General features: G+C 65.9%; 18 protein-coding genes. 15 read left to right on the plus strand and 3 right to left on the minus strand.

Annotated elements, in window-relative coordinates:
• Positions 1–55 precede the first annotated feature (55 nt).
• Positions 56–889 (plus strand): LytTR family DNA-binding domain-containing protein, encoded by an 834-nt coding sequence (locus PVT67_RS01075; protein WP_301496930.1) that lies wholly within the window; start codon positions 56–58, stop codon positions 887–889.
• A 29-nt stretch (positions 890–918) separates the two neighbouring features.
• Here the strand turns inward: PVT67_RS01075 and PVT67_RS01080 are convergent, their stop codons facing one another.
• On the minus strand, positions 919–3,219 hold the full coding sequence (locus PVT67_RS01080) for a Tex family protein (protein WP_301496932.1): 2,301 nt from the start codon (positions 3,217–3,219) through the stop codon (positions 919–921).
• 113 nt (positions 3,220–3,332) lie between these two features.
• Positions 3,333–6,203 (minus strand): TonB-dependent receptor, encoded by a 2,871-nt coding sequence (locus PVT67_RS01085; RefSeq protein WP_301496934.1) that lies wholly within the window; start codon positions 6,201–6,203, stop codon positions 3,333–3,335.
• A 328-nt stretch (positions 6,204–6,531) separates the two neighbouring features.
• Between PVT67_RS01085 and agaR the strand changes: the two genes are divergently transcribed.
• The 11 genes from agaR (at position 6,532) to envZ (ending at position 20,425) form a co-directional block, all read left to right on the plus strand.
• Complete coding sequence (gene agaR / locus PVT67_RS01090) at positions 6,532–7,299, plus strand: transcriptional repressor AgaR (protein WP_301496936.1); 768 nt, start codon at positions 6,532–6,534, stop codon at positions 7,297–7,299.
• 8 nt (positions 7,300–7,307) lie between these two features.
• Positions 7,308–8,582 carry a D-tagatose-bisphosphate aldolase, class II, non-catalytic subunit gene (locus PVT67_RS01095; RefSeq protein WP_301496938.1) on the plus strand — a complete coding sequence of 425 codons (1,275 nt, stop codon included), beginning with the start codon at positions 7,308–7,310 and terminating at the stop codon, positions 8,580–8,582.
• A 4-nt stretch (positions 8,583–8,586) separates the two neighbouring features.
• Positions 8,587–9,678: an SIS domain-containing protein gene (locus tag PVT67_RS01100; protein WP_301496941.1), complete on the plus strand. Its 1,092-nt coding sequence runs from the start codon at positions 8,587–8,589 to the stop codon at positions 9,676–9,678.
• A 3-nt stretch (positions 9,679–9,681) separates the two neighbouring features.
• Complete coding sequence (locus PVT67_RS01105; protein ID WP_301496944.1) at positions 9,682–10,581, plus strand: ROK family protein; 900 nt, start codon at positions 9,682–9,684, stop codon at positions 10,579–10,581.
• Positions 10,574–11,746: an N-acetylglucosamine-6-phosphate deacetylase gene (nagA, locus tag PVT67_RS01110; protein ID WP_301496946.1), complete on the plus strand. Its 1,173-nt coding sequence runs from the start codon at positions 10,574–10,576 to the stop codon at positions 11,744–11,746. The genes PVT67_RS01105 and nagA overlap by 8 nt, the downstream gene beginning before the upstream one ends.
• A 16-nt stretch (positions 11,747–11,762) precedes the next feature.
• Positions 11,763–15,041, plus strand: a complete 3,279-nt coding sequence (locus tag PVT67_RS01115; protein WP_301496948.1) for a TIM-barrel domain-containing protein — start codon at positions 11,763–11,765, stop codon at positions 15,039–15,041.
• Positions 15,041–16,360 (plus strand): sugar MFS transporter, encoded by a 1,320-nt coding sequence (locus PVT67_RS01120; protein ID WP_301496950.1) that lies wholly within the window; start codon positions 15,041–15,043, stop codon positions 16,358–16,360. Before PVT67_RS01115 ends, PVT67_RS01120 begins: the two co-directional genes overlap by 1 nt.
• A gap of 109 nt (positions 16,361–16,469) precedes the next feature.
• A complete protein-coding gene (locus PVT67_RS01125; protein WP_301496952.1) occupies positions 16,470–17,759 on the plus strand; it encodes an NAD(P)/FAD-dependent oxidoreductase in 1,290 nt (429 codons plus the stop codon).
• Between the two features lie 64 nt (positions 17,760–17,823).
• Positions 17,824–18,309 carry a transcription elongation factor GreB gene (gene greB / locus PVT67_RS01130; protein WP_301496954.1) on the plus strand — a complete coding sequence of 162 codons (486 nt, stop codon included), beginning with the start codon at positions 17,824–17,826 and terminating at the stop codon, positions 18,307–18,309.
• Positions 18,310–18,374: 65 nt separating this feature from the next.
• Positions 18,375–19,100: an osmolarity response regulator transcription factor OmpR gene (gene ompR / locus PVT67_RS01135; RefSeq protein WP_301496956.1), complete on the plus strand. Its 726-nt coding sequence runs from the start codon at positions 18,375–18,377 to the stop codon at positions 19,098–19,100.
• Positions 19,097–20,425, plus strand: coding sequence for a two-component system sensor histidine kinase EnvZ (gene envZ, locus PVT67_RS01140; protein ID WP_301496959.1), 1,329 nt, complete (start codon positions 19,097–19,099; stop codon positions 20,423–20,425). Before ompR ends, envZ begins: the two co-directional genes overlap by 4 nt.
• 41 nt (positions 20,426–20,466) lie before the next feature.
• On the opposite strand, the gene PVT67_RS01145 is transcribed toward envZ, so the two are convergent.
• Positions 20,467–21,108, minus strand: coding sequence for an NAD(P)-dependent oxidoreductase (locus tag PVT67_RS01145; RefSeq protein ID WP_301496961.1), 642 nt, complete (start codon positions 21,106–21,108; stop codon positions 20,467–20,469).
• 108 nt (positions 21,109–21,216) lie between these two features.
• On the opposite strand from PVT67_RS01145, the gene PVT67_RS01150 reads away from it, so the two are divergent.
• From PVT67_RS01150 to PVT67_RS01160, 3 genes are all read left to right on the plus strand, one after another.
• The gene (locus PVT67_RS01150; protein ID WP_301496969.1) at positions 21,217–22,104 is read left to right on the plus strand and encodes a LysR family transcriptional regulator; all 888 of its coding nucleotides are present in this window, start codon (positions 21,217–21,219) and stop codon (positions 22,102–22,104) included.
• A gap of 182 nt (positions 22,105–22,286) precedes the next feature.
• The gene (locus PVT67_RS01155) at positions 22,287–23,531 is read left to right on the plus strand and encodes an efflux RND transporter periplasmic adaptor subunit (RefSeq protein WP_301496971.1); all 1,245 of its coding nucleotides are present in this window, start codon (positions 22,287–22,289) and stop codon (positions 23,529–23,531) included.
• A gap of 17 nt (positions 23,532–23,548) precedes the next feature.
• On the plus strand, positions 23,549–24,235 hold the full coding sequence (locus tag PVT67_RS01160) for an ABC transporter ATP-binding protein (protein ID WP_301496973.1): 687 nt from the start codon (positions 23,549–23,551) through the stop codon (positions 24,233–24,235).
• Positions 24,236–24,238: the final 3 nt, after the last annotated feature.

The following is a 24,238-nucleotide window of genomic DNA, read 5'->3' on the forward strand; positions in this document are numbered from 1 at the left end:
AGGCCTTTATTTGAAAGGGCTATGCGGGTATCGGATGCCGTACTAGACTGCGGGAATGATAAGGACAGCACTCAACGCCTATGCCGGCTGTTACCGGCGCAACATGCGCTTCGTCATCGCCACCCTGGCGCTGACGGGGCTCTTTACCGTCGTCAACAGCCTCTCCTACATCAGCGACCATGCCAGGGCCGGCCACCCCATCCCCTGGGGCGAGCCTGTGCTTTTCGAGAGCACCAGCGCCACTGCCATTCTCATCATGCTGCCCCTTATCATCTGGCTGGGGGAGGCCTGGCCGCTGACCAAAGCCGCCTGGTTCAGGCAGTTGCCGCGTTACCTCCTGGCAAGCTTCGCCTTCTCGGCCGGGCACGTCACCCTGATGGTGCTGATGCGGGACCTGCTGTTCGGCCCCCTCTTCGGTGGCAGTTATCACTTTTTCGGCGGCGGCTACGGCGCCATCCCCTATGAGTATTGGAAGGATGTCCGCACCTTCATCATGCTGCTGGCCTGCTTTTTCCTGATGAGGGACGCCCTGGCCGCACGCCAAGCCAAGACGAAAGGCACCCTGGTGGAATTGAGGAGCGGGGCTACGCGCATCCTGCTCGATCCGGCCGAGTTTTTGTTTGCGCGGGGGGCGGCCAACTATGCCGAGATAATCACTGCCACGGGGGAAAGCCTGGCCCGCGTCACCCTCAAGGAGCTGGAGGAGAAGCTGGCAGCAAAAGGGGTGGCGGCCACCCGGGTGCACAGATCGGTGCTGGTCAACAGCGCCGCCATCCAGAAGCTCGACCCCCTGCCCGGTGGCGACCTGCAGCTGACGCTCAAAGGGGGACATCAGCTGCGTGCCAGCCGCCGTTACCGGGCGGGGCTCGAAGCGGTGATAGGGCAATAAAAAGCCGGGGCATAGCCCCGGCTTGTTTATCAGCGTTTCAGCGCCGCCTTCAAGGCGTCGGCCATGGCCGAGTTGCCGCTGTCCTGGGCCACGGGCCTGGCCTTGGGGCTGCTCCGCTCGGGGCGGCCGCCGCCGTTGCCGCGGGCTTGGCCACCGCCTTGCTGGCCGGGCTGATCGTTAAGGCGCATGGACAGGCCGATGCGTTTGCGGGGGATGTCCACCTCCATCACCTTGACCTTGACCACCAGGCCGGCTTTGACCACCTCGCGGGGATCGTTGATGCGCTTCTCGCTCATGGCGCTGATGTGCACCAGGCCGTCCTGGTGGACGCCGATGTCCACGAAGGCGCCGAAGTTGGTGACGTTGGTCACCACCCCTTCCAGCACCATGCCGGGCTTGAGGTCGTTGAGGGTCTCGACGCCGTCGGCGAAGGCGGCAGTCTTGAACTCGGGGCGTGGGTCACGGCCCGGCTTGTCCAGTTCCTTCAAGATGTCGGTGACTGTGGGCAGGCCGAACTGCTGGTCAACGAAGTCGCCGGGCTTGAGGCGGCGCAGCACGTCCGAGTTGCCGATCAGCGCCGACTCGACCTTGCCGGTGGCGGCCTTGATCCGTTCCACCACGGGGTAGGCCTCGGGGTGCACCCCTGAGGCGTCCAGGGGGTTGTCGCCGTTCATGATGCGCAGGAAGCCGGCGCACTGTTCGAAGGCCTTGGGCCCCAGGCGCGGCACCTTGAGCAGCTGCTTGCGGCTCTTGAAGGCGCCGTTCTCGTCACGCCAGGCCACCAGGTTGGTGGCCAAGGTCTTGTTGAGGCCGGACACCCTGGCCAGCAGCGGTATGGAGGCGGTGTTGAGATCGACGCCGACGCCGTTGACGCAGTCCTCCACCACGGCGTCCAGGGTCTTGGCCAACTGGCCCTGGTTGACGTCGTGCTGGTACTGGCCCACGCCGATGGACTTGGGGTCGATCTTCACCAACTCGGCCAGGGGGTCCTGGAGGCGGCGGGCTATGGAGACGGCGCCGCGCAGGGATACGTCCAGATCCGGGAACTCGGCGGCGGCGAACTCGGAAGCGGAATAGACGGAGGCGCCCGCTTCGCTCACCACCACCTTGGTGGCCTTGAGGTCCGGGGCCTTCTTGAACATGTCCGCCACCAGGCGGTCGGTCTCGCGGCTGGCGGTGCCGTTACCGATGGCAATCAAATCCACCTTGAACTTGCGGCACAAGAGCTCCAGGGCCTCGACGGACTGGGCGTACTGGCGCTTGGGTTCGAAGGGGTAGATGGTGGTGGTGCCCAGCAGCTTGCCGGTCTGGTCCACCAGGGCCACCTTGCAGCCGGTGCGGATGCCGGGATCCAGGCCCATCACCACCTTGGGCCCGGCGGGGGCGGCCATCAAGAGATCCTTGAGGTTGTCGCCGAACACCTTGATGGCCTCGGCTTCCGCGGCCTCGCGGATGCGGCCCATCAGCTCGGTTTCCATGTACATCAGGATCTTGATGCGCCAGGTCCAGCTGATCACCTGCCTGAGCCATTGATCGCGCGGGCTGTCACTTAAGGAAAGGCCCAGGTGCTTGGCGATGATGAGCTCGCAGTAGCTGCTCTTGACCGCCTCTTCCTGGCCCGGGTCGGCGTTGATGGCGAGCGCCAGTATGCCCTCGTTACGGCCGCGCAGCATGGCCAGGGCCCGGTGCGACGGCACCTTGGCCAGGGGCTCGGCATGGGCGAAATAGTCGCTGAACTTGGCGCCTTCCACTTCCTTGCCGGCCATGACCTTGGCTTCGATCTGGGCGTTGCCCCAGATGTAATTGCGCACCTTTTCCAGCAGGCCCGCGTCTTCGGCGAAGCGCTCCATGAGGATGTAGCGGGCCCCTTCCAGGGCGGCCTTGGTGTCGGCGACCTCTTCTGTGAGGTACTGGGCGGCGAGAAGCTCAGGGTTGGCGCCGGCGTTGCCGAGCAGCTCTTCGGCCAGGGGTTCCAGGCCGTTTTCGATGGCGATCTGGCCCTTGGTGCGGCGCTTGGGCTTGTAGGGCAGGTAGAGTTCTTCCAGCACCGTCTTGGTGTCGGCGCCGAGGATGTCCCGCTTCAGGGGATCTGTGAGTTTGCCCTGCTCTTCGATGCTCTTGAGGATGGCCTGGCGGCGCTCTTCCAATTCGCGCAGGTAACCCAGGCGGGACTCGAGGTTACGCAGCTGGGTGTCGTCCAGGCCCTCTGTGGCTTCCTTACGGTAGCGGGCGATGAAGGGCACTGTGGACCCTTCGTCCAGCAGGGCGACGGCGGCGCTGACCTGGGCTTCGCGGACGCCCAGTTCCTCGGCAATTTTCTTATTGATCATCCTTACAACTCGCGGTCTTGGGGCAATGGCCTGCCATTGTGCCACGGCCTGGGGCTGTGGCAATGGCGTCTTGCAGGGATGAAAAAAGGGGCTGCCGGTGGCAGCCCCTGGGCTTAGAAGGAGGCGCTGATGCCAAGGGCGAACTGGCGCCCGTAGCGGGACAGTTCGGCCACCTGCTCGGGGCGCTTGATGTAGCCCCAATGGCGCTCGTTGGTCAGGTTGCTGACCTCGAAGTGCAGGGAGACCTTGTCGGTGAGGTAGTAGCCGGCGCTGAAGTCGTACTGGCCGTAGGCCGACATCCACTGGGGGCCGCCCCAGGCGTCGGGGTAGAGCAGGTACTTGCTGCGCCAGTTGTAGGCCAGGCGCGCCTGCAGGTCGTACTTCTCGTAGTAGAGCACGGCGTTGTAGGAGTCCTTGGACATGCCCTCGAAGGGCAGGCCGGCGGCCTTCTTCTCGGGGTCCTCGTAGTTGCTGTCGGTGTAGGTGTAGTTGAGCTGCACCCCGAAGCCCCCCAACCAACCGGGCAGCAGATCTTCCATGGACTGCTGGTAGGCCAGCTCTGCGCCCTTGATGGTGGCGCCGTACCGGTCGTTGGTGGGGCCGTTGACCTCGAAGTTGTAGCCGCCGATGTCCATATGGCCTTGGGGGCCATAGCTGATGAAGGACTGGATGTCCTTGTAGTAGAGGGCGCCGGTCAGGGCACCGTAGTCGGAGAAGTACCATTCCAGGGTGGTGTCGGCCTGGTTGGCCCGCAGCGGCTTGAGGCCGGGGTTGGAGGTGTTGTACTTGAACTGGTTGAGGTCCACCGAGCTGTAGGGGGTCAGGTAGTCCAGGTTGGGCCTGGTCAGCACCTTGGCGGCGCTGAAGCGGTACAGCAGGGTGTCGGTGAGGTGCAGCTTGAAGTTGAGGCTGGGCAGCACGTCCGTGTAGTCGCCCTGCACCGAGTACTGGCCGTAGTAGTCGCTCAGGTTGCCGACGGGGCGCACCACCTTGGTGCCGTTCTTGTCCACTTCCTCGAACTTGAGGGCGTCCAGGTCCAGGGTGTAGCCGTCGGAGGTGACTGTGGTCTTGACGGCCCTCACCCCCAGGTTGAGGCCGTAGGGCAGGGCGAACAGCTCCCCTTCCAGGTTGGCCTGGACATAGGCGGCCAGGGTCTTTTCGCTGACGGCGTAGGAGTCCTTGGGCTGCAGGGTCGCCTTGATCTGTTCCTCGGCGGCCTGGGCGTTGATGGTCTGGTAGAAGGCGTAGAGCTTGTCGTAGTCGAAGCTGGCCCAGGGCGCCGGATGCTTACCGGGTTCCCCTTCCAGGAAGTGGTCGAAGTTGGCCGGGATCAGCACGTCGGCGGGCAGGCGGAACAGGCTCAGGCCCCCCAGCTGCTGGACGCTGGAGTCGTCGTAGCTGGCATAGGGGGAGTTCTTGAAGTAGGCCCCGCCGTTACTGAACATGGAGGGGTTCTTGGATCTGTACTGGGTGCGGGTCTTGGTCTGCTTGGCGTAGTGCAGGCCGAAATCCAGGCTGGACATCAGGCCGTCGTCGGGCACGAACTTGCCGGCCAGGCGCACCTCGTCCACCTTGTCCTTGATGTTGGTGCCGTAGTTGTAGCTGTAGTGGGCGCCGAAGGGCTGGTCGGCGGTCAGGGCCGGGCTCATGGTGACGTCGGGCAGCAGGTTGCCGCCCGTCTGGTCTATGGTGATGCTGTCCACGAAGCCCCTGGCCACCACGTAGCGGTTGTCGCCGCTGTTCTTGCTCTCGGCTTCGGACTGGGACAGATCCAGCTCGAAGCTCAGCCGGTCGGTGGCGTGCCAGACGGTGTTGAGGCCGGCCTGGTAGGTGGTGGTGTTGCGGGGGGTGGAGACGTTCAGCAACTCGGCCATGGCGCCGTTGTTGAGCTCCAGGTAGTTGACCCTGCCGTTCTCGTCGAACTTGAGGTTGCCGACAGAGGGAATGCCCGGGGTCCAGGGCTCGTCGTAGGTGACGAAGGAGATCTGGGACTGGCTGCCGTTGGTGTCGTAGCTCGAATAGATGCTGTCGAAGTTGAACTCCAGGTCGTCTCTGGGCCGCCACTGCATGGCCAGGCTGGCGCCGATGCGCTTGCGGGTGTCCTGCCAGTTGGAGTAGCGCACATAGCCGGGGATCATCGACTCGTAGCTCTGCTCGCCGTTGTCCAGCACGCCGTTGTGGTTGCTGTCCACCGGCACCTGCACGTCTATGCCCTCGGCCGGGTCGAAGAAGCCTTCCCCCTGGTAGGAGTCGATACGCATGGTGCGCTCGGAGTAGGCGCCGGTGAGCAGCACCCCGAAGCTGTTGTCGGCGAAAGTGTCGCTGATCAGGAAGGAGGCCTGGGGGCTGTAGTCGCCGGTGCGCTCCTCATAGATGGTCTTGGCGGAGCCGGACAGGGTGAAGCCGTCGAAATCCAGGGGGCGGCGGGTCTTGATGTCCACCACTGAGCCTATGCCCCCCTCCGGGTAGATGGCCAGGGGCGACTTGGCCACCTCCACCCCGGACACCAGCTCGGCGGCGATGAGGTCATAGTTGAAGTTGCGGCTGCTGTCTTCCGAGGCCATGCGCCTGCCGTTGATGGTGGTGACGTTGTAGTCGCCGCCCAGGCCGCGGACCATGATGTTCTGGCCTTCGCCGCCGTTGCGGGTGATGGTCACCCCCGTCATCCGCTGCAAGGCCTCGGCGATGTTCTGGTCGGGAAACTTGCCGATGTCCTCCGCCACTATGGCGTCCACCACGTTGACGGCGTTCTGCTTGATGAACAGGGACTCCTTGATGGAGCTGCGGATCCCCCTGACCTCGATCACCTCGTCGGCCTGCTGGTCCTGCTTGTCCTTGTCCTTGTCCTTGTTTTTCTTCTTGTCCTGCTGCTGGCTGTCCTCGGCCTGGGTGTTCTGGTCCTGGGCCCAGGCCTGGTGCTGGCCCGAATAGAGCAGGGCCCCGATCAACAGGCTCAGGTAGCGGATCTGGTTCTTGCGGTGCATGGCGTGCTGTCTCCGTGGTGGTAAGGGGCGCGCCTGGGAGCCGGCCACTGCCGGAAGACCTGGGCTCGGCATGCGCCTTTCATTGTCTTTCATTTGTTAAATCTTTTAACGAGTCGAGCGAGGGATTCAAGGGGGTAAATGGCGTAAAACCTTTCGTTTTAATGCGGAAAAACCGCTACGGATAAGGCTTTGAAGCCGTCCGCTCCAGTGTTTTCAGCCGCTTTCGTCATTCGAAAGATCCGCCGAAAAAATTTTCAGAAATTTTACTTTGAAAGGAAATGAAAGTTGGCTAAGGTGATCAGGCAATGAACGATTTGGGTATCCAGCCTTGATGAACAGCATCGAACGGCGACACGACATAGTGCAGTGGGCACTGAAGGAAGGACGGGTGGAAGTGGAGGCCCTGGCGGCCCGCTACGGCGTCAGCACAGTCACCATCAGGACCGATCTCAACCAGCTCCACGACAAGGGGCTGCTGGTGCGGGCCCGCGGCGGCGCCGTGGCCAGCAACAAGATCACCCGCGAACTCTCGGTCAGCGAGAAACACCAGGAGCGGCTCGACACCAAGCGCCGCCTGGCCCTGGCCGCGGCCAAGGAGATCCGCGAAGGGGAGGCCATCATCCTCGACTCCGGCACCACCACCGCCGAGGTGGCCCTCTGCCTGCACCACTTCAAACGGCTGGTGGTGATGACCAACGGCCTCAACGTCGCCCAGAACCTGGTGGACGCCCCCGGCGTCGAGGTGCTGATGACGGGCGGCACCCTGCGCAAGAAATCCATGTCCTTCTACGGTCGCCAGGCCGAGGAAAGCCTGCTGCGCTACCGATTCGACAAGGTGGTGCTGGGGGTGGACGGCTTCGACTTCCACGCCGGCATCACCACCCACTTCGAGTACGAGGCCATCCTCAACCGCCAGATGTGCGACCTGGCCAGGGAGATAGTGGTGGTCACCGACTCCTCCAAGTTCAACAGGGCAGGGGTGCACCAGATCCGCGCCTTCGGCGAGATAGACACCTTGGTGACCGACAGCGGCATTCCCGACAGCTTCGCCCAGGCCCTCAAGGACGCCGGGGTCAAGCTGGTGATAGTGGACTAGGAGGCAGGATGCAGGTCATCCAGGACATCATCGAACGCAACAGGGCGGGGCAGCAGGCCGGCCTCCATGCCGTCTGCTCGGCCCATCCCCTGGTGCTGGAGGCGGCCATGGAGGAGGCCCTGGCCCAGGGCGGCCCGCTGCTGGTGGAGGCCACCGCCAACCAGGTCAACCAGTTCGGCGGCTACACCGGCATGACGCCGGCCGATTTTCGCGACTACCTGCTGGCGTTGGCCGAGCGGGTGGGCCTGCCCCAGCAGCGGCTGGTGCTGGGGGGCGACCACCTGGGCCCCGTCTGCTGGCTGGCCGAAGGGGCTGATGCCGCCATGGCCAAGGCCGAGGCGCTGATCCGCGCCTATGTGGCGGCCGGCTTCAAGAAAATCCACCTGGACTGTTCCATGGCCTGCGCCGGCGATCCGCCGGTCCTGGACGACGCCACCATAGCGGCCCGCGCCGCCCGCCTCTGCCGGGTGGCCGAGGAAACGGCGCTCAAGCAGTTCGGCCACAGCGACCTCTGCTACGTGGTGGGCACAGAGGTGCCGCCCCCGGGCGGGGCCAGCGAGGCCATCGAATCCCTGGAGGTCACGCCGGTGGCGGCGGCCCGCCAGACATTGGCCGCCCACCGCCAGGCCTTCGCCGCCCTGGGGCTGGAGGCTGCCTGGCAGCGGGTCATAGCCCTGGTGGTGCAGCCCGGGGTCGAGTTCGACCACCTGGGGGTCATCGACTACCGGCCAGAGGCGGCCCAATCCCTCAAGGGGCTGATCCCGGAGCAGCCCGGCATCGTCTTCGAGGCCCACTCCACCGACTACCAGCTGCCCCAGGCCTACGGCGCCCTGGTGGCGGACCACTTCGCCATCCTCAAGGTGGGCCCGGCCCTGACCTTCGCCCTGCGCGAGGCCCTCTTCGCCCTGGCCCACATGGAAGAGGCGTTGCTGCCCCAAGGGCAGTGCTCAGGGCTGCGCCAGCAGGCCGAGGCCCTGATGTGCCAGAGGCCCGGCCATTGGCAGAAGTTCTACAAAGGCGATGAAGCCCAGCTGCGGCTGCTGCGCCCCTTCAGCTTCAGCGACCGCATCCGCTACTACTGGCCGGAGCCGGCCCTCAAGGCCGCCGAGGACAGGCTCTTTGCCAACCTGGCCGGTCCCTTGCCGCTGCCCCTTCTCAGCCAGTACCTGCCGCTGCAGTTCCAGGCCCTGCGCCAGGGGCACCTGGCCAACGACGCCAGGGCCCTGGCCAAAGACAAGATCAAAGCGGTGCTGCGCGACTACGGCAGCGCCACCCGAGGTTAAAAAGATGTCAGTACTGAATGTCGAAACTGCCCGCCTCAAGGCGCTGGGCGCCTACTGGACGGCCACCGAGATAGCCCAGCAGCCGGACACCTGGGCCGCCCTGGAGGCGGACCCCGAGGTCCGCGCCTGGTTGGAGACGCTGCTGGCGGTGCCCAAGCTTCGCATCATCCTCACCGGCGCCGGCACCTCCGCCTACGTGGGCCTGACCGCGGCGCCGCTGCTGACCCGCCAGCTGGGCCGGCTGGTGGAGGCCATCTCCACCACCGACCTGGTGGCCAACCCCGACCAGTACCTGCTGCCCGGGGTGCCGACCCTGCTGGTGTCCTACGCCCGCTCCGGCAACAGCCCAGAGAGCGTGGCGGCCCTGGAACTGGCCAGCCAACTCTGCCCCGGCTGCCATCACCTGGTGATCAGCTGCAATGCCAAGGGCGCCCTGGCCCGGCTGGCCGCCGAGGAAAAAGGCAGCCGCTGCCTGCTGATGCCGCCCCAGACCCTGGACCAGAGCTTCGCCATGACCAGCTCCTTCAGCACCATGCTGCTGGCCACCTGGCTGCTGTTCGGCGCCAGCGAAGGCAAAGACTGGGCCGTGGCCCAGGGCCGCCAGCTGCTGGCCGGCGCCCTGCCGGCCCTCCAGGCCCTGGGGCAAAAGCCCTTCAAGCGGGTGGCCTTCCTTGGCGCCGGCCCCCTCAAGGGCATCGCCACCGAGGCGGCGCTGAAGATGCTGGAGCTCTCCGCCGGCCGGGTGGACGCCTACGCCGAGACACCGCTCGGCTTTCGCCACGGGCCCAAGTCCATGGTGGACGGCGACACCCTGGTGGTGCTGCTGGACAGCGGCGAGACCCACAGCAACCGTTACGACCAGGACCTCTTCGAGGAGCTTGAGCGGGACGGCAAGGCCGGCGCCCTGCTGCGCAGCGGCGACTGGCTGGCAGGCGGCGCCGGCGACGGCTGGCGGGCCCTGCCTTCGGTGCTGTTGGCCCAGCTGCTGGCCTTCTACCGATCACTGGCCCTCGGCATCAGCCCGGACAACCCCTGCCCGACAGGGGAGGTGAACCGGGTGGTGCAGGGGGTGCGCATCCACCCCTTCGAGGGCTGAGCCATGAACTACGGCCTGGATATCGGCGGCACCAAGATGGAGTTGGGCTGTTTCGACGACCAGCTCAACGACCTGGGCCGCCGCCGCATCCCCACCCCGGGCAGCTACGAGAGCCTGCTGGACGCCGTGGCCACCCTGGTGCAAGACGCCCAGCAGCAGTTCGGCCCAGGCCCCGTGGGCATAGCCCTGCCTGGCCTGGTGGACAGCGAGGGCCGCAGCCTCTGCGCCAACCTGCCCTTCGCCACCGGCAAGCCCTTGGGCCAGGACCTGGCCCGGCGCCTGGGCCAGGCCGTCACCCTCGGCAACGACTGCCGCTGCTTCGCCCTGTCCGAGGCCCATGGTGGCGCCGGCCAGGGGCAACGCCGGGTGTTCGGCGCCGTGCTGGGCACGGGCGCCGCCGGCGGCCTGGTGGTGGACGGCAAGCTCTACCAGGGCCGCCAAGGCATCGCCGGCGAATACGGCCACCAGCCGGCCCCGGCCGCCGCCCTGGCCCACCACGGCCTGCCGCTCTGGCGCTGCGGCTGCGGCCAGATGGGCTGCTTCGAGGCCTATGTGGCCGGCCCCGGCCTGGTGCGGCTGCACCGCCATTTCGGTGGTGTGGCATCGGACGCCGAGGCGGTGCTGGCCCTGTGGCGCCAAGGCGACGCCGTTGCCCAGAGGACCCTGGATTGCCACCTGGACCTGCTGGCGGCCTGCTTCACCGCCCTGGTGCTGGCCTATGACCCCGACATTCTGGTGCTGGGGGGCGGCCTGTCCAAGGTGGAGGAATTTTATACGCTGCTGCCGCCGCGCATGAATGCGTTGTTGTTCGGCGGCTTCAAGGCCCCGCCCCTGGTGCCGGCCCGCTTCGGCGACGCCAGCGGTGCCCGCGGCATAGCGCTGTTGGCGGCGGCCCATGACTGATCTCGCCATCAAGGCCTCGCGCCTTGTCGCCGAAGACAGGGACTATGTCGACCACTGGCTCTGGTTGGACGAAGGCCGCATCCAGGCCATCAGCCCCCAGGCGCCCCAAGGCGCGCCCCTGCTGGAGGCCCCCGGCTGCACCCTGATCCCCGGCCTTATCGATCTCCATATCCACGGCCGGGAAGGGGCCGACGTCATGGACGCCACCCCAGCGGCCCTGGCCACCATCTCCGGCTCCTTGGCCCGCCATGGGGTGACCGGCTTCCTGGCCACTACCGTCACCAGCAGCTGGGCCCAAACCTTGGCGGCCATGGCCAACGTGGCTTGCTGCATGGATTCAGGCCTGCCGGGCGCCGCCCTGTTGGGGGCCTACAGCGAAGGGCTCTTCTTCACCGCCGACCACAAGGGCGCCCATAACGAGGACTACTTCCTGCCCCTGGAGCCGGCGCGGCTGGACGCCCTGATGGCGGCGGCCGGCGGCCAGCTCAAGGTGCTGGCCCTGGCGCCCGAGCTGGACGGCGCCCTGGCGGCCATTCCCTACCTGAAGGAGAAGGGCGTCAGGGTAATGCTGGGCCACACCAACGCCGACTACCAGCGCACCAAAGAGGCCCTGGCGGCCGGCGCCTGCGGCGGCGTCCACGTCTTCAACGGCATGCGCGGCCTGCACCACCGCGAGCCCGGCTGCACCGGCGCCGTGCTGCTCGAACCCTGCCCCGTGGAGGTGATAGCGGACGGGGTGCACCTGCACCCGGCCATCCTGGACCTGGTCTACCGCCTCAAGGGCGCGGCCGGCATCCACCTCATCAGCGACTGCATCAACGCCGGCGGCCTGGCCGACGGTCGTTACCGCCTGGGCCAACTGGACGTCAACGTCAGCCAGGGCATAGCCCGCACCGACGGCGGTTCCCTGGCCGGCAGCACCCTGACCCTGGAGAAGGCGGTGCAGTCCATGCACCAACTGGCCGGGGTCGCTTTTCGTGACGCCGTGCACATGGCCAGCCTGTCGCCGGCCCGCTTCCTGGGCCTGGACGGCCAGACCGGCTCCATCACCGTCGGCAAAGTCGCCGACCTGGCGCTACTCAACAACAACGCAGAAACCATGCTGTGCCTCGGCAAGGGCCGGGTGCTCCATCGGCACCCGGACCTCCCCTGGCCAGCGCCATGACATTGGGGGAAAGAGAATGGACAAGAAAGGCACCTTGGGGCTGCTGACGCTGGCGATGCTGGCGGCACCGCTCCAGGCGAAGGAATTGGGGGCGCTGGCGAGCCTGAGCCCCACGGACGACGGCGTCGAGATCCAGACCCTGGACAAGGAGAAGGTCCGCCTCAGCCTGCTGGGTGATGGCCTGCTGCACCTTGAAGCGGGCCAGCACGGCGAACTGACAGGGCCAGGCAACGGCAAGGCGCCCATAGTCTTGGACCAGCAGCACCCCAAGGTGGCCTTCAAGCTCAGCCAGCAGGACGGCTACCAACTGCTCAGCACAGGCAAGATAGCGGTGCGTATCTATCCCAAGCCGCTGCATTTCGCCGTCTACCACGCCGACAATCGCACCCCCTACTGGCGCGAAGAAAAGCCCCTGGATCTCGGCAAGGCCAGCGAACAGACCCTCTCGGCCAGCGGCGACGAGCACTTCTTCGGCGGCGGCCAGCAGAACGGCCAGTTCGAGTTCAAGGGCAAGGTGCTGGATGTCTCCTACTCCGGCGGCTGGGAGGAATTCGACAGGCCCAGCCCGGCCCCCTTCTACATGAGCAGCAAGGGCTACGGGGTGCTGCGCAACACCTGGAGCAACGGCCAGTACGACTTCCGCTCCGAGGGCTATATCAGCACCCGCCACGACGAAGACCGCTTCGACGCCTACTACTTCTTCGGCGACGGCATCCACCAGGTGCTGGACCAGTACACCCAGCTCACCGGCCGGCCGCCGCTGCTGCCCCGCTGGGCCTTCGAATACGGCGACGCCGACTGCTACAACGACGGCGACAACGTCAAGAAGCCGGGCACGGTCCCGGAAGGTTGGTCTGACGGTCCCACCGGCACCACCCCCGACGTCATCGAGAGCGTCGCCGCCAAGTACCGCCAGTACGACATGCCGGGGGGCTGGATACTGCCCAACGACGGCTACGGCTGCGGCTACACAGACCTGCCCAAGGTGGTGGCGGGCCTCAAGAAATACGGCTTCCACACCGGCCTCTGGACCGAGAGCGGCGTCGAGAAGATCGCCTGGGAAGTGGGCACGGCCGGCACCCGGGCCCAGAAGCTGGACGTGGCCTGGACCGGCAAGGGCTACCAGTTCGCCCTGGACGCCAACCACGACGCCGCCGAGGGCATCCTCAAAAATTCCGACTCCAGGCCCTTCATCTGGACCGTCATGGGCTGGGCCGGTATCCAGCGCTACGCCGTCACCTGGACAGGTGACCAGAGCGGCAGCTGGGACTACATCCGCTGGCATATCCCGACCCTGATCGGCTCCGGCCTCTCCGGCCAGGCCTACGCCACCGGCGACGTGGACGGCATCTTCGGCGGCAGCCCCGAGACCTACACCCGGGACCTGCAGTGGAAGGCCTTCACCCCCGTCTTCATGGGCATGTCCGGCTGGTCCAAGGCCGAGCGCAAGCACCCCTGGTGGTTCGACGAACCCTACCGATCCATCAACCGCAAGTACCTCAAGCTGAAGATGCGGCTGATGCCCTACATCTACACCTACGCCCATGAGGCGGCCGAAAGCGGCGCCCCCCTGGTGCGGGGCCTGATGTGGGACCACCCCCAGAACCCCCACGCCTATGACGAGAGCCACAAGTACCAGTTCTTCCTGGGCAAGGACTTCCTGGTGGCCCCCGTCTACCGCAGCCAGGAGGCCTCCAAGGGCTGGCGTGCCGGCATCTACCTGCCCAAAGGCCAGTGGATCGACTACTGGGATGGCCGGGTCACAGAGGCCGGGGCCGGCGGCAAGGTCATCGACATGCCGGTGACCCTGGACAAGCTGCCGGTGCTGGTGCGGGCCGGGGCCATCATCCCCATGTACCCGCCGGCGCTCTTCGACGGCCAGGTGCCCAAGGACGAGCTGACCCTGGACATCTACCCCTATGGCGATTCCGACTTCAGCCTCTACGAAGACGACGGCAACAGCCGCCAGTACCAGCAGGGCGCCTTCAGCCAGCAGCGCATCGAGGTCAGCGCCCCCGAAGGCAAGGCCGGCGACATCGAGGTGAAGCTGGGCGCCGTGGACGGCGACTACCAGGGCATGGAGCCCCAGCGCCGCTACAAGCTGATGCTGCGCACCCGCGTCGCCCCGGACAGCCTGAGCCTGGACGGCAGCCGGCTTGCCAAGCGGGACAGCCTCGAGGCGCTGGACAAGGCCGGCAGCGGCTGGTTCTTCGACGCCAAGGACAAGTTCGGCACCCTCCAGGTGCGGATCCCCAAGGGCTCGGTGCGCACCGGCCACCGCCTGCTGGTGGAAACGGCCGCCGGCAAGGCCCTGGCCGCCACCCCGGCCTACCCCAAGATGCCAAAGCTCGGCACCGCCGTCGCCGCCGACAGCCTCAAGCTGGTGTCCCGCCCCCTGGAGGAGCCGGGCCAGCCCTTCGAGAACGCCCTGGACGGCAACCCCGGCACTTGGTTCCGCACCTCCCGCGACCAGGCCCTGGCCTACGGGCCGCCGGAGTTCGTGCTTTATCTCGGCGATCGCAAGGCCATCACCGGCTTCGACATAGCCCCGCGCAACGACAAGCATTGGCGCTACGGCCAGGTGAAGGACTTCGAGATCTACATGGCCGACGTCAACGGCCAGTGGGGTGAACCCGCCTACAAGGGGACCCTGGCCCTCAAGGAAGGGATGCAGCAGGTGCGCTTCGACAAGCCCCTGGTGGGCAGGCTGCTGCGCTTTAGGATCCTGAGTTCCCACGACGGCCAGGGTGACGCCATGAAGGAGGAGGCCACCGCCAAGGTCCAGGATGCCCCCTTCAACGCCCTGGAGCCGGTCAAGGTCGCCCCCATCACCATCAGCGAGTTCGTGCTGCACCAGCAGCTGCCGGGGGGCGAGGCCAAGCGCCAATACCTCTCGGATCACCCCTGGCTGGCGGCGCCCCAGGGCGCGGCCAAGGACAAGGCCAAGGGCGGCGGCGCCATGCGCATGAACGGCCTCGGCTTCGCCAAGGGCCTGGGTGTGGCAGGCCAAAGCCGGGTGGACTACGGCCTGTCCGGCCCCTGGCAGGGCTTCAAGGCGGACGTGGGCATAGACGACAGCTGCAAGGGCCAGGGCCTGCACTTCCAGGTCTGGGGCGACGGCCGCCTGCTCTATGACAGCGGCCTGGTGGCGGCCCCGGCCGTGGTCAAGCCGGAGCTGGACATCCGCGGCGTGCGCCTGCTGAGCCTGCGCACCCTCGGCAAGGGCCGCTGCGGCAACTGGGCCAACGCCGCCGTCACCGGCCTGGCCGGCGCCAAGTTCGAGGAGAAACCCTGATGGAGCTGGCCGCACAACAGGAAAAAGGGCGCGCCAGCGCCCTTGTCCCCATGGCCATCATAGGCCTGCTGTTCTTCATCTTCGGCTTCGTCACCTGGCTGAACGGTTCCCTGATCCCCTTCTTGAAGCTGATCTGCGAACTCAACGACGCCGAGGCGCTGCTGGTGGCCTTCGCCTTCTACATCGCCTACACCGTGATGGCGCTGCCCATGGCGGCGCTGTTGGAGCGCCTCGGCTACCGCAGCGGCATGGCCTGGGGCCTGGGCATCATGGCGCTGGGCGCCCTGCTGTTCATACCGGCGGCCCTCACCGCCCAGTACGGCCTCTTCCTGCTGGCCTTGTTCGTGCTGGGCACCGGCCTGACGCTGCTGCAGACCGCCTCCAACCCCTATGTGGTGCTCTTGGGCCCCAGCGACAGCGCCGCCATGCGCATCAGCATCATGGGCATCATCAACAAGACGGCCGGGGTGCTGGTGCCGCTGCTGTTCACCTCACTGGTGCTGGCCGATCTCAGCCACGTCAGCCAGGCCAGCCTCAGCCTGTTGCCGGATGCAGAGCGGGCCCGGCAGCTGGGGGCCATCGCCCAGCGCCTGGTGCTGCCCTACCTCTACATGGCCGGGGCCCTGCTGGCGCTCATCGCCCTGGTGCGCTTCTCGCCGTTGCCGGACATCCACCCCAGGGACGAGCGCGGCCAGGGCGGCCGGCTGGCTGAATTGCTGCGCTATCCCCAGCTGATCCTGGGCGCCCTGACCCTCTTCGCCTACGTGGGCCTGGAGGTGATCGCCGCCGACACCATAGGCCTCTTCGGCGAGAGGTTGGGGGTGGCCCGCTACGCCTCCCTGACCAGCTACACCATGGTGTTCATGGTGCTGGGCTACAGCCTGGGGGTGTTGCTTATCCCCCGTTGGCTGAGCCAGGGCAGGGCCTTGCTGCTGTCCGGCCTCGCCGGCCTGGCCTGCGTGCTGGCGGCGCTTTTCAGCAATCCAGGCAGCAGCGCCGTCTCGGCCTGGCTCTTCGGCTGGAGCGGCATACCGACGGTGCCGGATCCGGTGCTCTTCGTGGCCATGATGGGCCTGGCCCACGCCCTGGTGTGGCCTGCCGTCTGGCCACTGGCCCTGGACGGCCTCGGCCGCCACACGGCCCAGGGCTCGGCGCTGCTGATCATGGGCATAGCGGGGGGCGCCCTGCTGCCTTTGGCCTTCGGCCACCTGGCCCAATACCTCGGCAACATGCAGCTGGCCTACGCCCTGGCGCTGCCCTGCTACCTGATGATCGCCTTCTACGCCCTCAAGGGGCACAAGATGCGCAGCTGGGGTTGAGCTGGAACAAGGAAGGCGCCGCAGGCGCCTTTTTTCATGGAGGCTGACTTGCCAGTACCGGATTGCCTTTCTACAGTTTGCATACCCATGGGGGTATTAGGAGGGGCGGATGAAACACATAGTGGTAGTGGGGGCCGGCCTGGGCGGCATGTCGGTTGCCCTGGAACTGCGCCAGCGGATGCCGGCGTCCTACCAGGTAACAGTGGTGGGGGAAGGGCCCGACTTCCAGTTCGTGCCCTCCAATCCCTGGGTGGCCATGGGAGAGCGGCGCCGCGACCAGATCTGCCTGCCGGTGGCCGAGCAGCTGGAGCCGCGCCAGATCCGCTTCTCCCCCGAAGGGGTCAAGGCCATAGACGCCGAGCAGCGCCAGCTGACGTTGGGGGACGACGGCAAGCTCGACTACGACTACCTGGTGCTCTGCACAGGCCCCAGGCTGGATTTCGCCGCCGTGCCCGGGGCTGGGCCTGAAGGTTTCACCCAGTCCATCTGCACTGTGGACCACGCCGAGCAGGCCTACCTTGCCTACCAGGCATTGCTGGAAAACCCCGGCCCCGTGCTGGTGGGCGCCCTGCAGGGGGCCAGCTGCTTCGGGCCCGCCTACGAATACGTGCTGACCCTGGAGGCGGCGCTGCGCAAGAAGAAGCTCAAGGAAAAGGTGCCCATCACCTTCGTGACCTCTGAACCTTACCTTGGCCACCTGGGCCTGGGCGGCGTGGGGGACTCCAAGGGGCTGATGGAGCACGAGTTCCGGGAGCGGGGCATACAGTGGATCTGCAACGCCAGGGTCAAGGCATTCGAGGACGGCAAGGCCAATATCGAGGAGCTGAACCGCAAGGGCGAGGTGGAGTTCAGCCATGAACGGCCCTTCAAACTGGCCATGTTCCTGCCCCCCTTCAAGGGCACTGAGGCGGTGGCGGCCGTGCCCGGGCTCTGCAATCCCAAGGGCTTCGTGATCACCGACGACTGCCAGCGCTCCCCCCGCTACCCCGAGATCTTCGCCGCCGGGGTCTGCGTGGCCATAGCGCCGCCGGAGGCGACGCCTGTGCCGACCGGGGTGCCCAAGACCGGTTTCATGATCGAGTCCATGACCACCGCCATAGTGGAGAACCTGCTGCAGCTGGAGCGAGGGGAGGAACCCCATGCCCATCCCACCCTCAACGCCGTCTGCCTGGCGGACATGGGGGACACCGGGGCCGCCTTCGTGGCCTTGCCCCAGAACCCGCCCCGCAACACCAACTGGACCAGCAAGGGTAAATGGGTGCAGCTGGCCAAGGTGGCCTTCGAGAAGTACTTCCTCTATAAGGTGCGCCACGGCACCTCTGAGCCCGTCTACGAGAAGTACGTGATGTCGGCCCTGGGGATCCACAGGCTCAAGGAAGAAGAGAAGGAGAAGGAATAGGCTTGATCGGCAAGGCCTCCTGAGGCTACAAAGCCCTGGTTAACCACCGGGGCTTTCGCTTTTCATGAGAACCGACCTTATTACCCGCGAGGGCTACAACGCCCTCAAAGAAGAGCTGGATTTCCTCTGGCGTACCGAGCGCCCCGAGGTCACCAAGAAGGTGGCCTGGGCGGCCAGCCTGGGGGATCGCAGCGAAAACGCCGACTACCAGTACAACAAGAAGCGCCTGCGGGAGATCGACAGGCGGGTGCGCTTCCTGCGCAAGCGCCTGGAGGTGCTGAAGGTGGTGGACTATAGCCCCCAGCAGGACGGTAAGGTCTTCTTCGGTGCCTGGGTGGAGGTGGAGAACGAAGCGGGGGATATCAAGCGTTTCCGTATCGTCGGCCCCGACGAGATCTACGGCCGCAAGGACTACATTTCCATAGACGCCCCCATGGCCAGGGCCCTCTTGAAGAAGGAAGTGGACGACGAGGTGTCGGTACCCACTCCCGAAGGCCGCAAGCTCTGGTACGTGATCAGCATCCAGTACGGGCCGGGAAACGAATTGTAACAAAGGGAAGAGGCAGGGCGCCGCCTAACTTTTTATAGTGTCGTCAGCCAGTTGGAGAGAAGAATATGGGACAGGAAAGCACCAAGATCCTGGTGGTGGACGACGACATGCGGTTGCGTTCCCTGCTGGAACGCTACCTTATCGAGCAGAATTTCCAGGTGCGGGCCGTGCCCAACGGCGAGCAGATGGACCGGCTGCTGGAACGTGAGAACTTCCACCTGATGGTGCTGGACCTGATGCTGCCCGGCGAAGACGGCCTGGCCATCTGCAAGCGGCTGCGGGCCAGGGGCGAGCAGCTGCCCATCATCATGCTCACCGCCAAGGGCGACGAGGTGGACCGCATCATAGGCCTGGAGCTGGGGGCCGACGACTACCTGGCCAAACCCTTCAACCCCCGCGAACTGCTGGCGCGGATCCGCGCCGTGCTGCGCCGCCGCACCAGTGAGCTGCCCGGCGCCCCGGCCACGGCGGAACAGGAAGTGGCCTTCGGCCAGTTCCGCCTCAACCTGGCCACGAGGGAGATGTTCAGGGGCGAGGAAGCCATGCCCCTGACCTCCGGCGAGTTCGCCGTGCTCAAGGCCCTGGTCAGCCATCCCCGCGAGCCCCTGTCCCGCGACAAGCTGATGAACCTGGCTCGCGGCCGCGACTACTCGGCCCTGGAGCGCAGCATAGACGTGCAGGTGTCGCGCCTGCGCCGCATGATAGAGCCGGACCCTTCCCATCCTCGCTATATCCAGACCGTCTGGGGCCTGGGCTACGTCTTCGTGCCCGACGGTAGCGCCGGGGCATGAAGCTGCTGCCCCGCAGCGCCTTCGGCCAGACGGTGATGCTGCTGGCCAGCCTGCTGCTGATCAACCAGCTGGTCAGCTACCTGATGGTCACCCTCTATGTGCTCAAGCCCAGCTACGACCAGATCAACGACCTGCTGGCCAAGCAGGTCAAGGTGGTCTTCATCGACGAACCCCTGGGGGGCCGCAAGCGCCTCGAGCTGCCCGACGAGATGCGCAAGCGCTTCTTCGAGGCCACCGGCATCGAGATCTACACCGAAAAGGCGGCCATGAAGGCCGGCCTGGGCGACGCCATCTATTACAACTACTTCTCGGAAGAGCTGGGCAAGGAACTGGGCGGCCCCACCGAAGTGCGCATCAACGAGGGCAAGGACTTCGACATTTGGATCAAGCCGCCCATGGCGCCCCAGTACTGGCTGAAGGTGCCCCTCACCGGTTTCGAGGGTGCCCGCTTCTCGCCATTGCCCATCTACCTGGCCGTGATCGGCATCCTCTCGGTGCTGGGGGGCTGGCTCTTCGCCCGGCGCCTCAACAGGCCGCTCAAGGGCCTGCAACTGGCGGCCCGCAAGGTGGGCCTGGGGGAACACCCGGAACGGCTGCCCGAAGACGTGGGCTCGAGCGAGGTGCAGGCGGTGACCAGCGCCTTCAACCAGATGGCCAAGGGCGTGGCCCAGCTGGAGGAAGACAGGGCGCTGCTGATGGCGGGCATTTCCCATGACCTGCGCACGCCTTTGACGCGGATCCGCCTGGCCACCGAGATGATGAAGAGCGACGAAAACTATCTCAAGGAAGGGATAGTGGACGACATCGAAGACATGAACGCCATCATCGACCAGTTCATCGCCTATGTGCGCCAGGACAGGGAGGACCAGGCCGAGGCCACGGACGTCAGCGCCCTCCTGGAAGACGCCGTCAGCGCCTTTGCCGACAGGCCCCTCAAGACCAGCTTGCTCTACGACAACATCCCCGAGCTTTGGCTGCGGCCCCTGTCCATCAAGCGGCTCATCTACAACCTGCTGGAAAATGCCGAGCGCTACGGCCGTGGCGAGGCCAGGGTCGAGGGCCGGATGTCGGCCGACGGCCAGTACCTGGTGTTGCGGGTGGGGGACAACGGCCCAGGCATACCTGAAGCCGAGCGGGTCAGGCTCTTCCAGCCCTTCGAACGGGGCGAGCGGGCCCGCAGTACCCAGGGCTCAGGGCTGGGCCTGGCCATCATCAAGAAGATCGTCGATTCCTACCACGGCCAGGTGCTGCTGGGGGATTCGACCCTCGGCGGCCTGCAGGTGGAAATGCGCCTGCCCCTGTCGTCCCTGCAGAAGATGGGCTGAGCCCAAAAAGTAAAACCGCAGCCGAGGCTGCGGTTTTGTTATCAGGCGTAGGCCAGGGTGAAGCGGCCGTTGGGGTGCTTGGCCTCTTCCAACTCGTCGATCATGGCCTTGGCGTAGTCCTGCACCGAGATCTGGCTCTTACCTTCACCGTCTTTGAGCAGCTGGTCGGTGCCCAGGCGGTACTGGCCGGTGCGCTCGCCCGGGAAGATGTAGGCCGCCGGCGACAGCATGGTCCAGTTGACTTCGCCTTGGCCGCGCAGCTTGTTGAGGGCATAGCGGGCACCCTCGGCGCTGGCCTTGTACTGGGCAGGGAAGTCGGGGGTGTCGATCAGCAGCTGGCCCGGGGCCACTTCCAGGGAGCCGGCGCCACCAACCACCAGCAACCTTTTGACCTGGGCGGCCCTGGCGGCGGCGAGGATGCTGTCGAAACCCTTGGCGTAGTAGCCGGCCACATCCGCCTGGGCGTGGCCGGAGAAGGCGCTCAGCACGGCATCGAAACCCTGCAGCTTGGTGGCGAGGGCCTCGCTGTCCTGCACGTCCACCTGCTGGATGCTAAGGCCTGGGGTGTCGGCCAAGCGGCCGGGGTTGCTGACCAGGGCGGTGACACTGTGGCCACGGCTCAGGGCTTCTTCACGCAATGCGGAACCGATAAAACCGCTGGCACCGATAAGGGCGATCTTCATGCTGTTTTCCTCTGTGGAATGGGTTGACGGGGGCCATTCTGCGTCGCCTTATTGATTCGAAAAACAGCGCATTCAATAATTCATTGTTATCAATTCAACGACAAAGTCATGAAAGAGCTGGATCTCAACAGCCTGCCGCTGTTCCTTGCCGTGGTGGAGGCGGGCAGCTTCACGGCCGCCGCCGACCGCTTCGGCTGCACCAAGACCAAGGTCAGCCTGGCCATCAAGGCCCTGGAGCAGAACCTCGGCTTGGCCCTTTTCACCCGCACGACCCGCCAGGTGACCCTGACCGAGGCCGGCCAACAGCTCTACCAGGGCTGCCAGCCGCTGCTGGCGAGGCTCGGCGAGACATTGGGGGAAGCGGGGGCCAGCGCCCAGGCCCTGAGCGGCACCTTGCGCATCACGGCCCCGGCCGACCACATGGCCTTGAGCCTGGCCCCGGCGGCGGCCGCCTTCGCCAAGCGCCATCCCGATCTCAACCTGGAGCTGCGCAGCGGCGACAAGGTGGCGGACATGGTGCGCGAAGGCATTGATCTGGCGATACGCATGGGCTGGCTCAAGGACTCCAGCCTGCGGGCCCAGAAGCTGGGGGAGTTCGAGCAGGTGCTGCTGGCTTCAAAGGGCTACCTGAAGGAAATGGGGGAGCCCAGGCACCCGTCCGAACTCGGCCGCCACCGCTGGCTGGAGTTCAGCCCCCTGCCCAGTTCCCTGACCTGGACCTTCGAGAAGGGCGACGAAAAGCTGCAGGTGCAGATGCACAGCCGCATCAAGGTGGACGGCACCGGCGCCCTGCGCAGCCTGCTGCTGGCCGGCGCCGGCCTCTCTGTGATGGCCCGCTTCGGCGCCCAGGGGGAGGGCGAGCTGGTGCGGCTACTGCCCGACTGGCGCCTGCCCAGTGGCGGCGTCTACGCCGTCTTTCCCCCCGGCGCCTTCGTGCCTGCCAAGGTCCGCGCCTTTGTGGATTTCTACCGGGACTGGTTGGCCAAGGCACCATAAGGCCAGGCCGCTCGCTCCGCTCCCCGCCCCAAGCGCGCTTTTTTATGCGCGTTTTCGCGCCTAGGCGCGAAAACGCCCCTGCTTTCGGTCAGTAATTTTCAATTAATTTCAGTAAAAACATAGAGATATTTTTTGGCATCGCTTTTGCCATTGTCACTCTACGAAGTAGAAGAGGGTTGGCAATGGACATTGCAAAACAAGCGAAGAAAGGCTGGAACAAGAAGTGGCTGCTGCTGCCGGCATTGGTGGCCGTGCTGGGCCTGGGTTGGGGCCTGCAAGGGCCGTCGGCCAAGCGCCGGGTGGCCAGGGCCGACGTCGATATCGCCACCGTGCAGAAAGGCGACTTCCAGGTGCTGGTGCAGGGTTTCGGTACCCTGGCCTCGGCCAGGCAGCGGGTGGTCACGGCCCAGGTCAAAGGGGTGGTGGAGCAGATTGCCGTGCGCCCCGGCGCCCAGGTCAAGGCCGACACCCTGCTGCTGACCTTGAGCGACCCCGAGCTGGAGCAACAATACCAGGACGCCAAGCTGGCCCTGGAAAAGGAAGAGTCCGCCCTGGCGGCCTTGAAGCTGGAGCAGGGGGTCGACCTGTCCCGCCAGCGCCAGGAAGTGCTGAGGCTCAAGGGCGAGATGGAACTGGCGGCCCTGGAGTTCAAGGCCAAAGACGACCTGGCCAAGAAGGGCGTGGTTTCCAAGCTGGAGCAGGCCAAGGCCAAGTTGCACCACGAGCAGCTTCAGCGCCAATGGCGCTTCGAAAAGCAGCGCCTCGAGGAGCTGGCCGACTTGCTGAAACAGCGTCGCCAGATCCAGGCCAACCAGGTGGAACGCCTCAACCGCCAACTGGCCCTGGTGAGCGATCGCAAGGCGGCCCTCAAGGTAAGGGCCGGCCTGGACGGCGTCCTGCAGTCCCTGCCGGTGGAAGTGGGCCAGAGCCTGCAGCTTGGCGAGCGCCTGGCCCAGGTCGGCGCCCAGGACGAAATGCTGGCCAAGGTGGACATTCCCCAAGGCCAGGCCGGGGCCCTGGCCCTCGGTGACGCCGTCGACATCGACATCAGGGGCACCAAGGTCAAGGGCAGCGTCAGCCGCATCGAGCCCCTGGTCAAGGGCGGCACCATCAGGGTGGAAGTGGCCCTGGACGACAAGCTCCCTGCTGACGCCAGGCCCCAGATGCACATCCAGGCCAGCATCCACACCGCCACCCTCCATCACAGCCTCTATGTCAGCCGTCCCACCAACGCCTATGAAGGCCAGCGCGGCCGCCTCTATCGCCTCGGCAAGGACGGTAAGGCCCAACTGGTACCGGTGCGTTTCGGCGCCGGCAGCGACGAGCAGATCCAGATCCTCGACGGCCTCAAAGCCGGCGACAGGATCATCGCCTCCGACAGCAGCCGTTGGTTGCAACAGCAACTTGATTGGTTACTAATACAATGATGAAAAAGGAGTTTTCCATGATCACCCTGACCGACATCCACAAGTCCTACCATACCGACACCTTGGAGACCCTGGCCTTGAGGGGCGTCAGCCTGACCATAGCCCAGGGCGACTATGTGTCCATCAACGGTCCTTCCGGCTGCGGCAAGTCCACCTTGTTGTCGGTGCTGGGGCTGATGGACGACCCCAGCGAGGGCAGCTACCGCCTCGGCGAGGTGGAGATCAGCGCCCTGAGCCGGGCCGACAAGACAAGGGTCCGCCGCGACCGCATCGGCTTCGTGTTCCAGTCCTTCAACCTCATCGACGAGCTGAGCGTCTTCGACAACGTGGCTCTGCCGCTGCGTTACCAGGGCCTGGCCATGGACAAGATCCAGGCCAGGGTCCAGGAGTGCCTGGAGGCGGTGCAGCTGGGCCACAGGGCAGGCCACAAGCCGGCCCAGCTCTCCGGCGGCCAGCAGCAGAGGGTGGCCATAGCCAGGGCCATAGTCACCCAGCCCGACCTGCTGCTGGTGGACGAACCCACGGGTAACCTGGACAGCCAGAACGGCGAGGCGATCATGGCGCTGCTGGACCAACTCAACGCCCAGGGCTGCACCATCGTCATGGTCACCCACGACAACAGCTTCGCCCGCCGCGCCAGGCGCCAGCTGCACCTCTTGGACGGCAAGCTGATCGCCAGCGAAGCCCTGCGCCAAGCCGTCTAAGGA

Source organism: Gallaecimonas kandeliae (assembly GCF_030450055.1).
GTDB classification, from domain to species: domain Bacteria; phylum Pseudomonadota; class Gammaproteobacteria; order Enterobacterales; family Gallaecimonadaceae; genus Gallaecimonas; species Gallaecimonas kandeliae.

Coding starts and splice junctions, on each gene's coding strand:
- PVT67_RS01075 (WP_301496930.1), top strand. CDS start 56: ATGATAAGGACAGCACTCAACGCCTATGCCGGCTGTTACCGGCGCAAC.
- PVT67_RS01120 (WP_301496950.1), top strand. CDS start 15,041: ATGGAGCTGGCCGCACAACAGGAAAAAGGGCGCGCCAGCGCCCTTGTC.
- nagA (WP_301496946.1), top strand. CDS start 10,574: ATGACTGATCTCGCCATCAAGGCCTCGCGCCTTGTCGCCGAAGACAGG.
- PVT67_RS01145 (WP_301496961.1), bottom strand. CDS start 21,108: ATGAAGATCGCCCTTATCGGTGCCAGCGGTTTTATCGGTTCCGCATTG.
- PVT67_RS01100 (WP_301496941.1), top strand. CDS start 8,587: ATGTCAGTACTGAATGTCGAAACTGCCCGCCTCAAGGCGCTGGGCGCC.
- PVT67_RS01125 (WP_301496952.1), top strand. CDS start 16,470: ATGAAACACATAGTGGTAGTGGGGGCCGGCCTGGGCGGCATGTCGGTT.
- ompR (WP_301496956.1), top strand. CDS start 18,375: ATGGGACAGGAAAGCACCAAGATCCTGGTGGTGGACGACGACATGCGG.
- PVT67_RS01160 (WP_301496973.1), top strand. CDS start 23,549: ATGATCACCCTGACCGACATCCACAAGTCCTACCATACCGACACCTTG.
- PVT67_RS01155 (WP_301496971.1), top strand. CDS start 22,287: ATGGACATTGCAAAACAAGCGAAGAAAGGCTGGAACAAGAAGTGGCTG.
- PVT67_RS01080 (WP_301496932.1), bottom strand. CDS start 3,219: ATGATCAATAAGAAAATTGCCGAGGAACTGGGCGTCCGCGAAGCCCAG.
- PVT67_RS01105 (WP_301496944.1), top strand. CDS start 9,682: ATGAACTACGGCCTGGATATCGGCGGCACCAAGATGGAGTTGGGCTGT.
- greB (WP_301496954.1), top strand. CDS start 17,824: ATGAGAACCGACCTTATTACCCGCGAGGGCTACAACGCCCTCAAAGAA.
- envZ (WP_301496959.1), top strand. CDS start 19,097: ATGAAGCTGCTGCCCCGCAGCGCCTTCGGCCAGACGGTGATGCTGCTG.
- PVT67_RS01150 (WP_301496969.1), top strand. CDS start 21,217: ATGAAAGAGCTGGATCTCAACAGCCTGCCGCTGTTCCTTGCCGTGGTG.
- PVT67_RS01115 (WP_301496948.1), top strand. CDS start 11,763: ATGGACAAGAAAGGCACCTTGGGGCTGCTGACGCTGGCGATGCTGGCG.
- PVT67_RS01095 (WP_301496938.1), top strand. CDS start 7,308: ATGCAGGTCATCCAGGACATCATCGAACGCAACAGGGCGGGGCAGCAG.
- PVT67_RS01085 (WP_301496934.1), bottom strand. CDS start 6,203: ATGCACCGCAAGAACCAGATCCGCTACCTGAGCCTGTTGATCGGGGCC.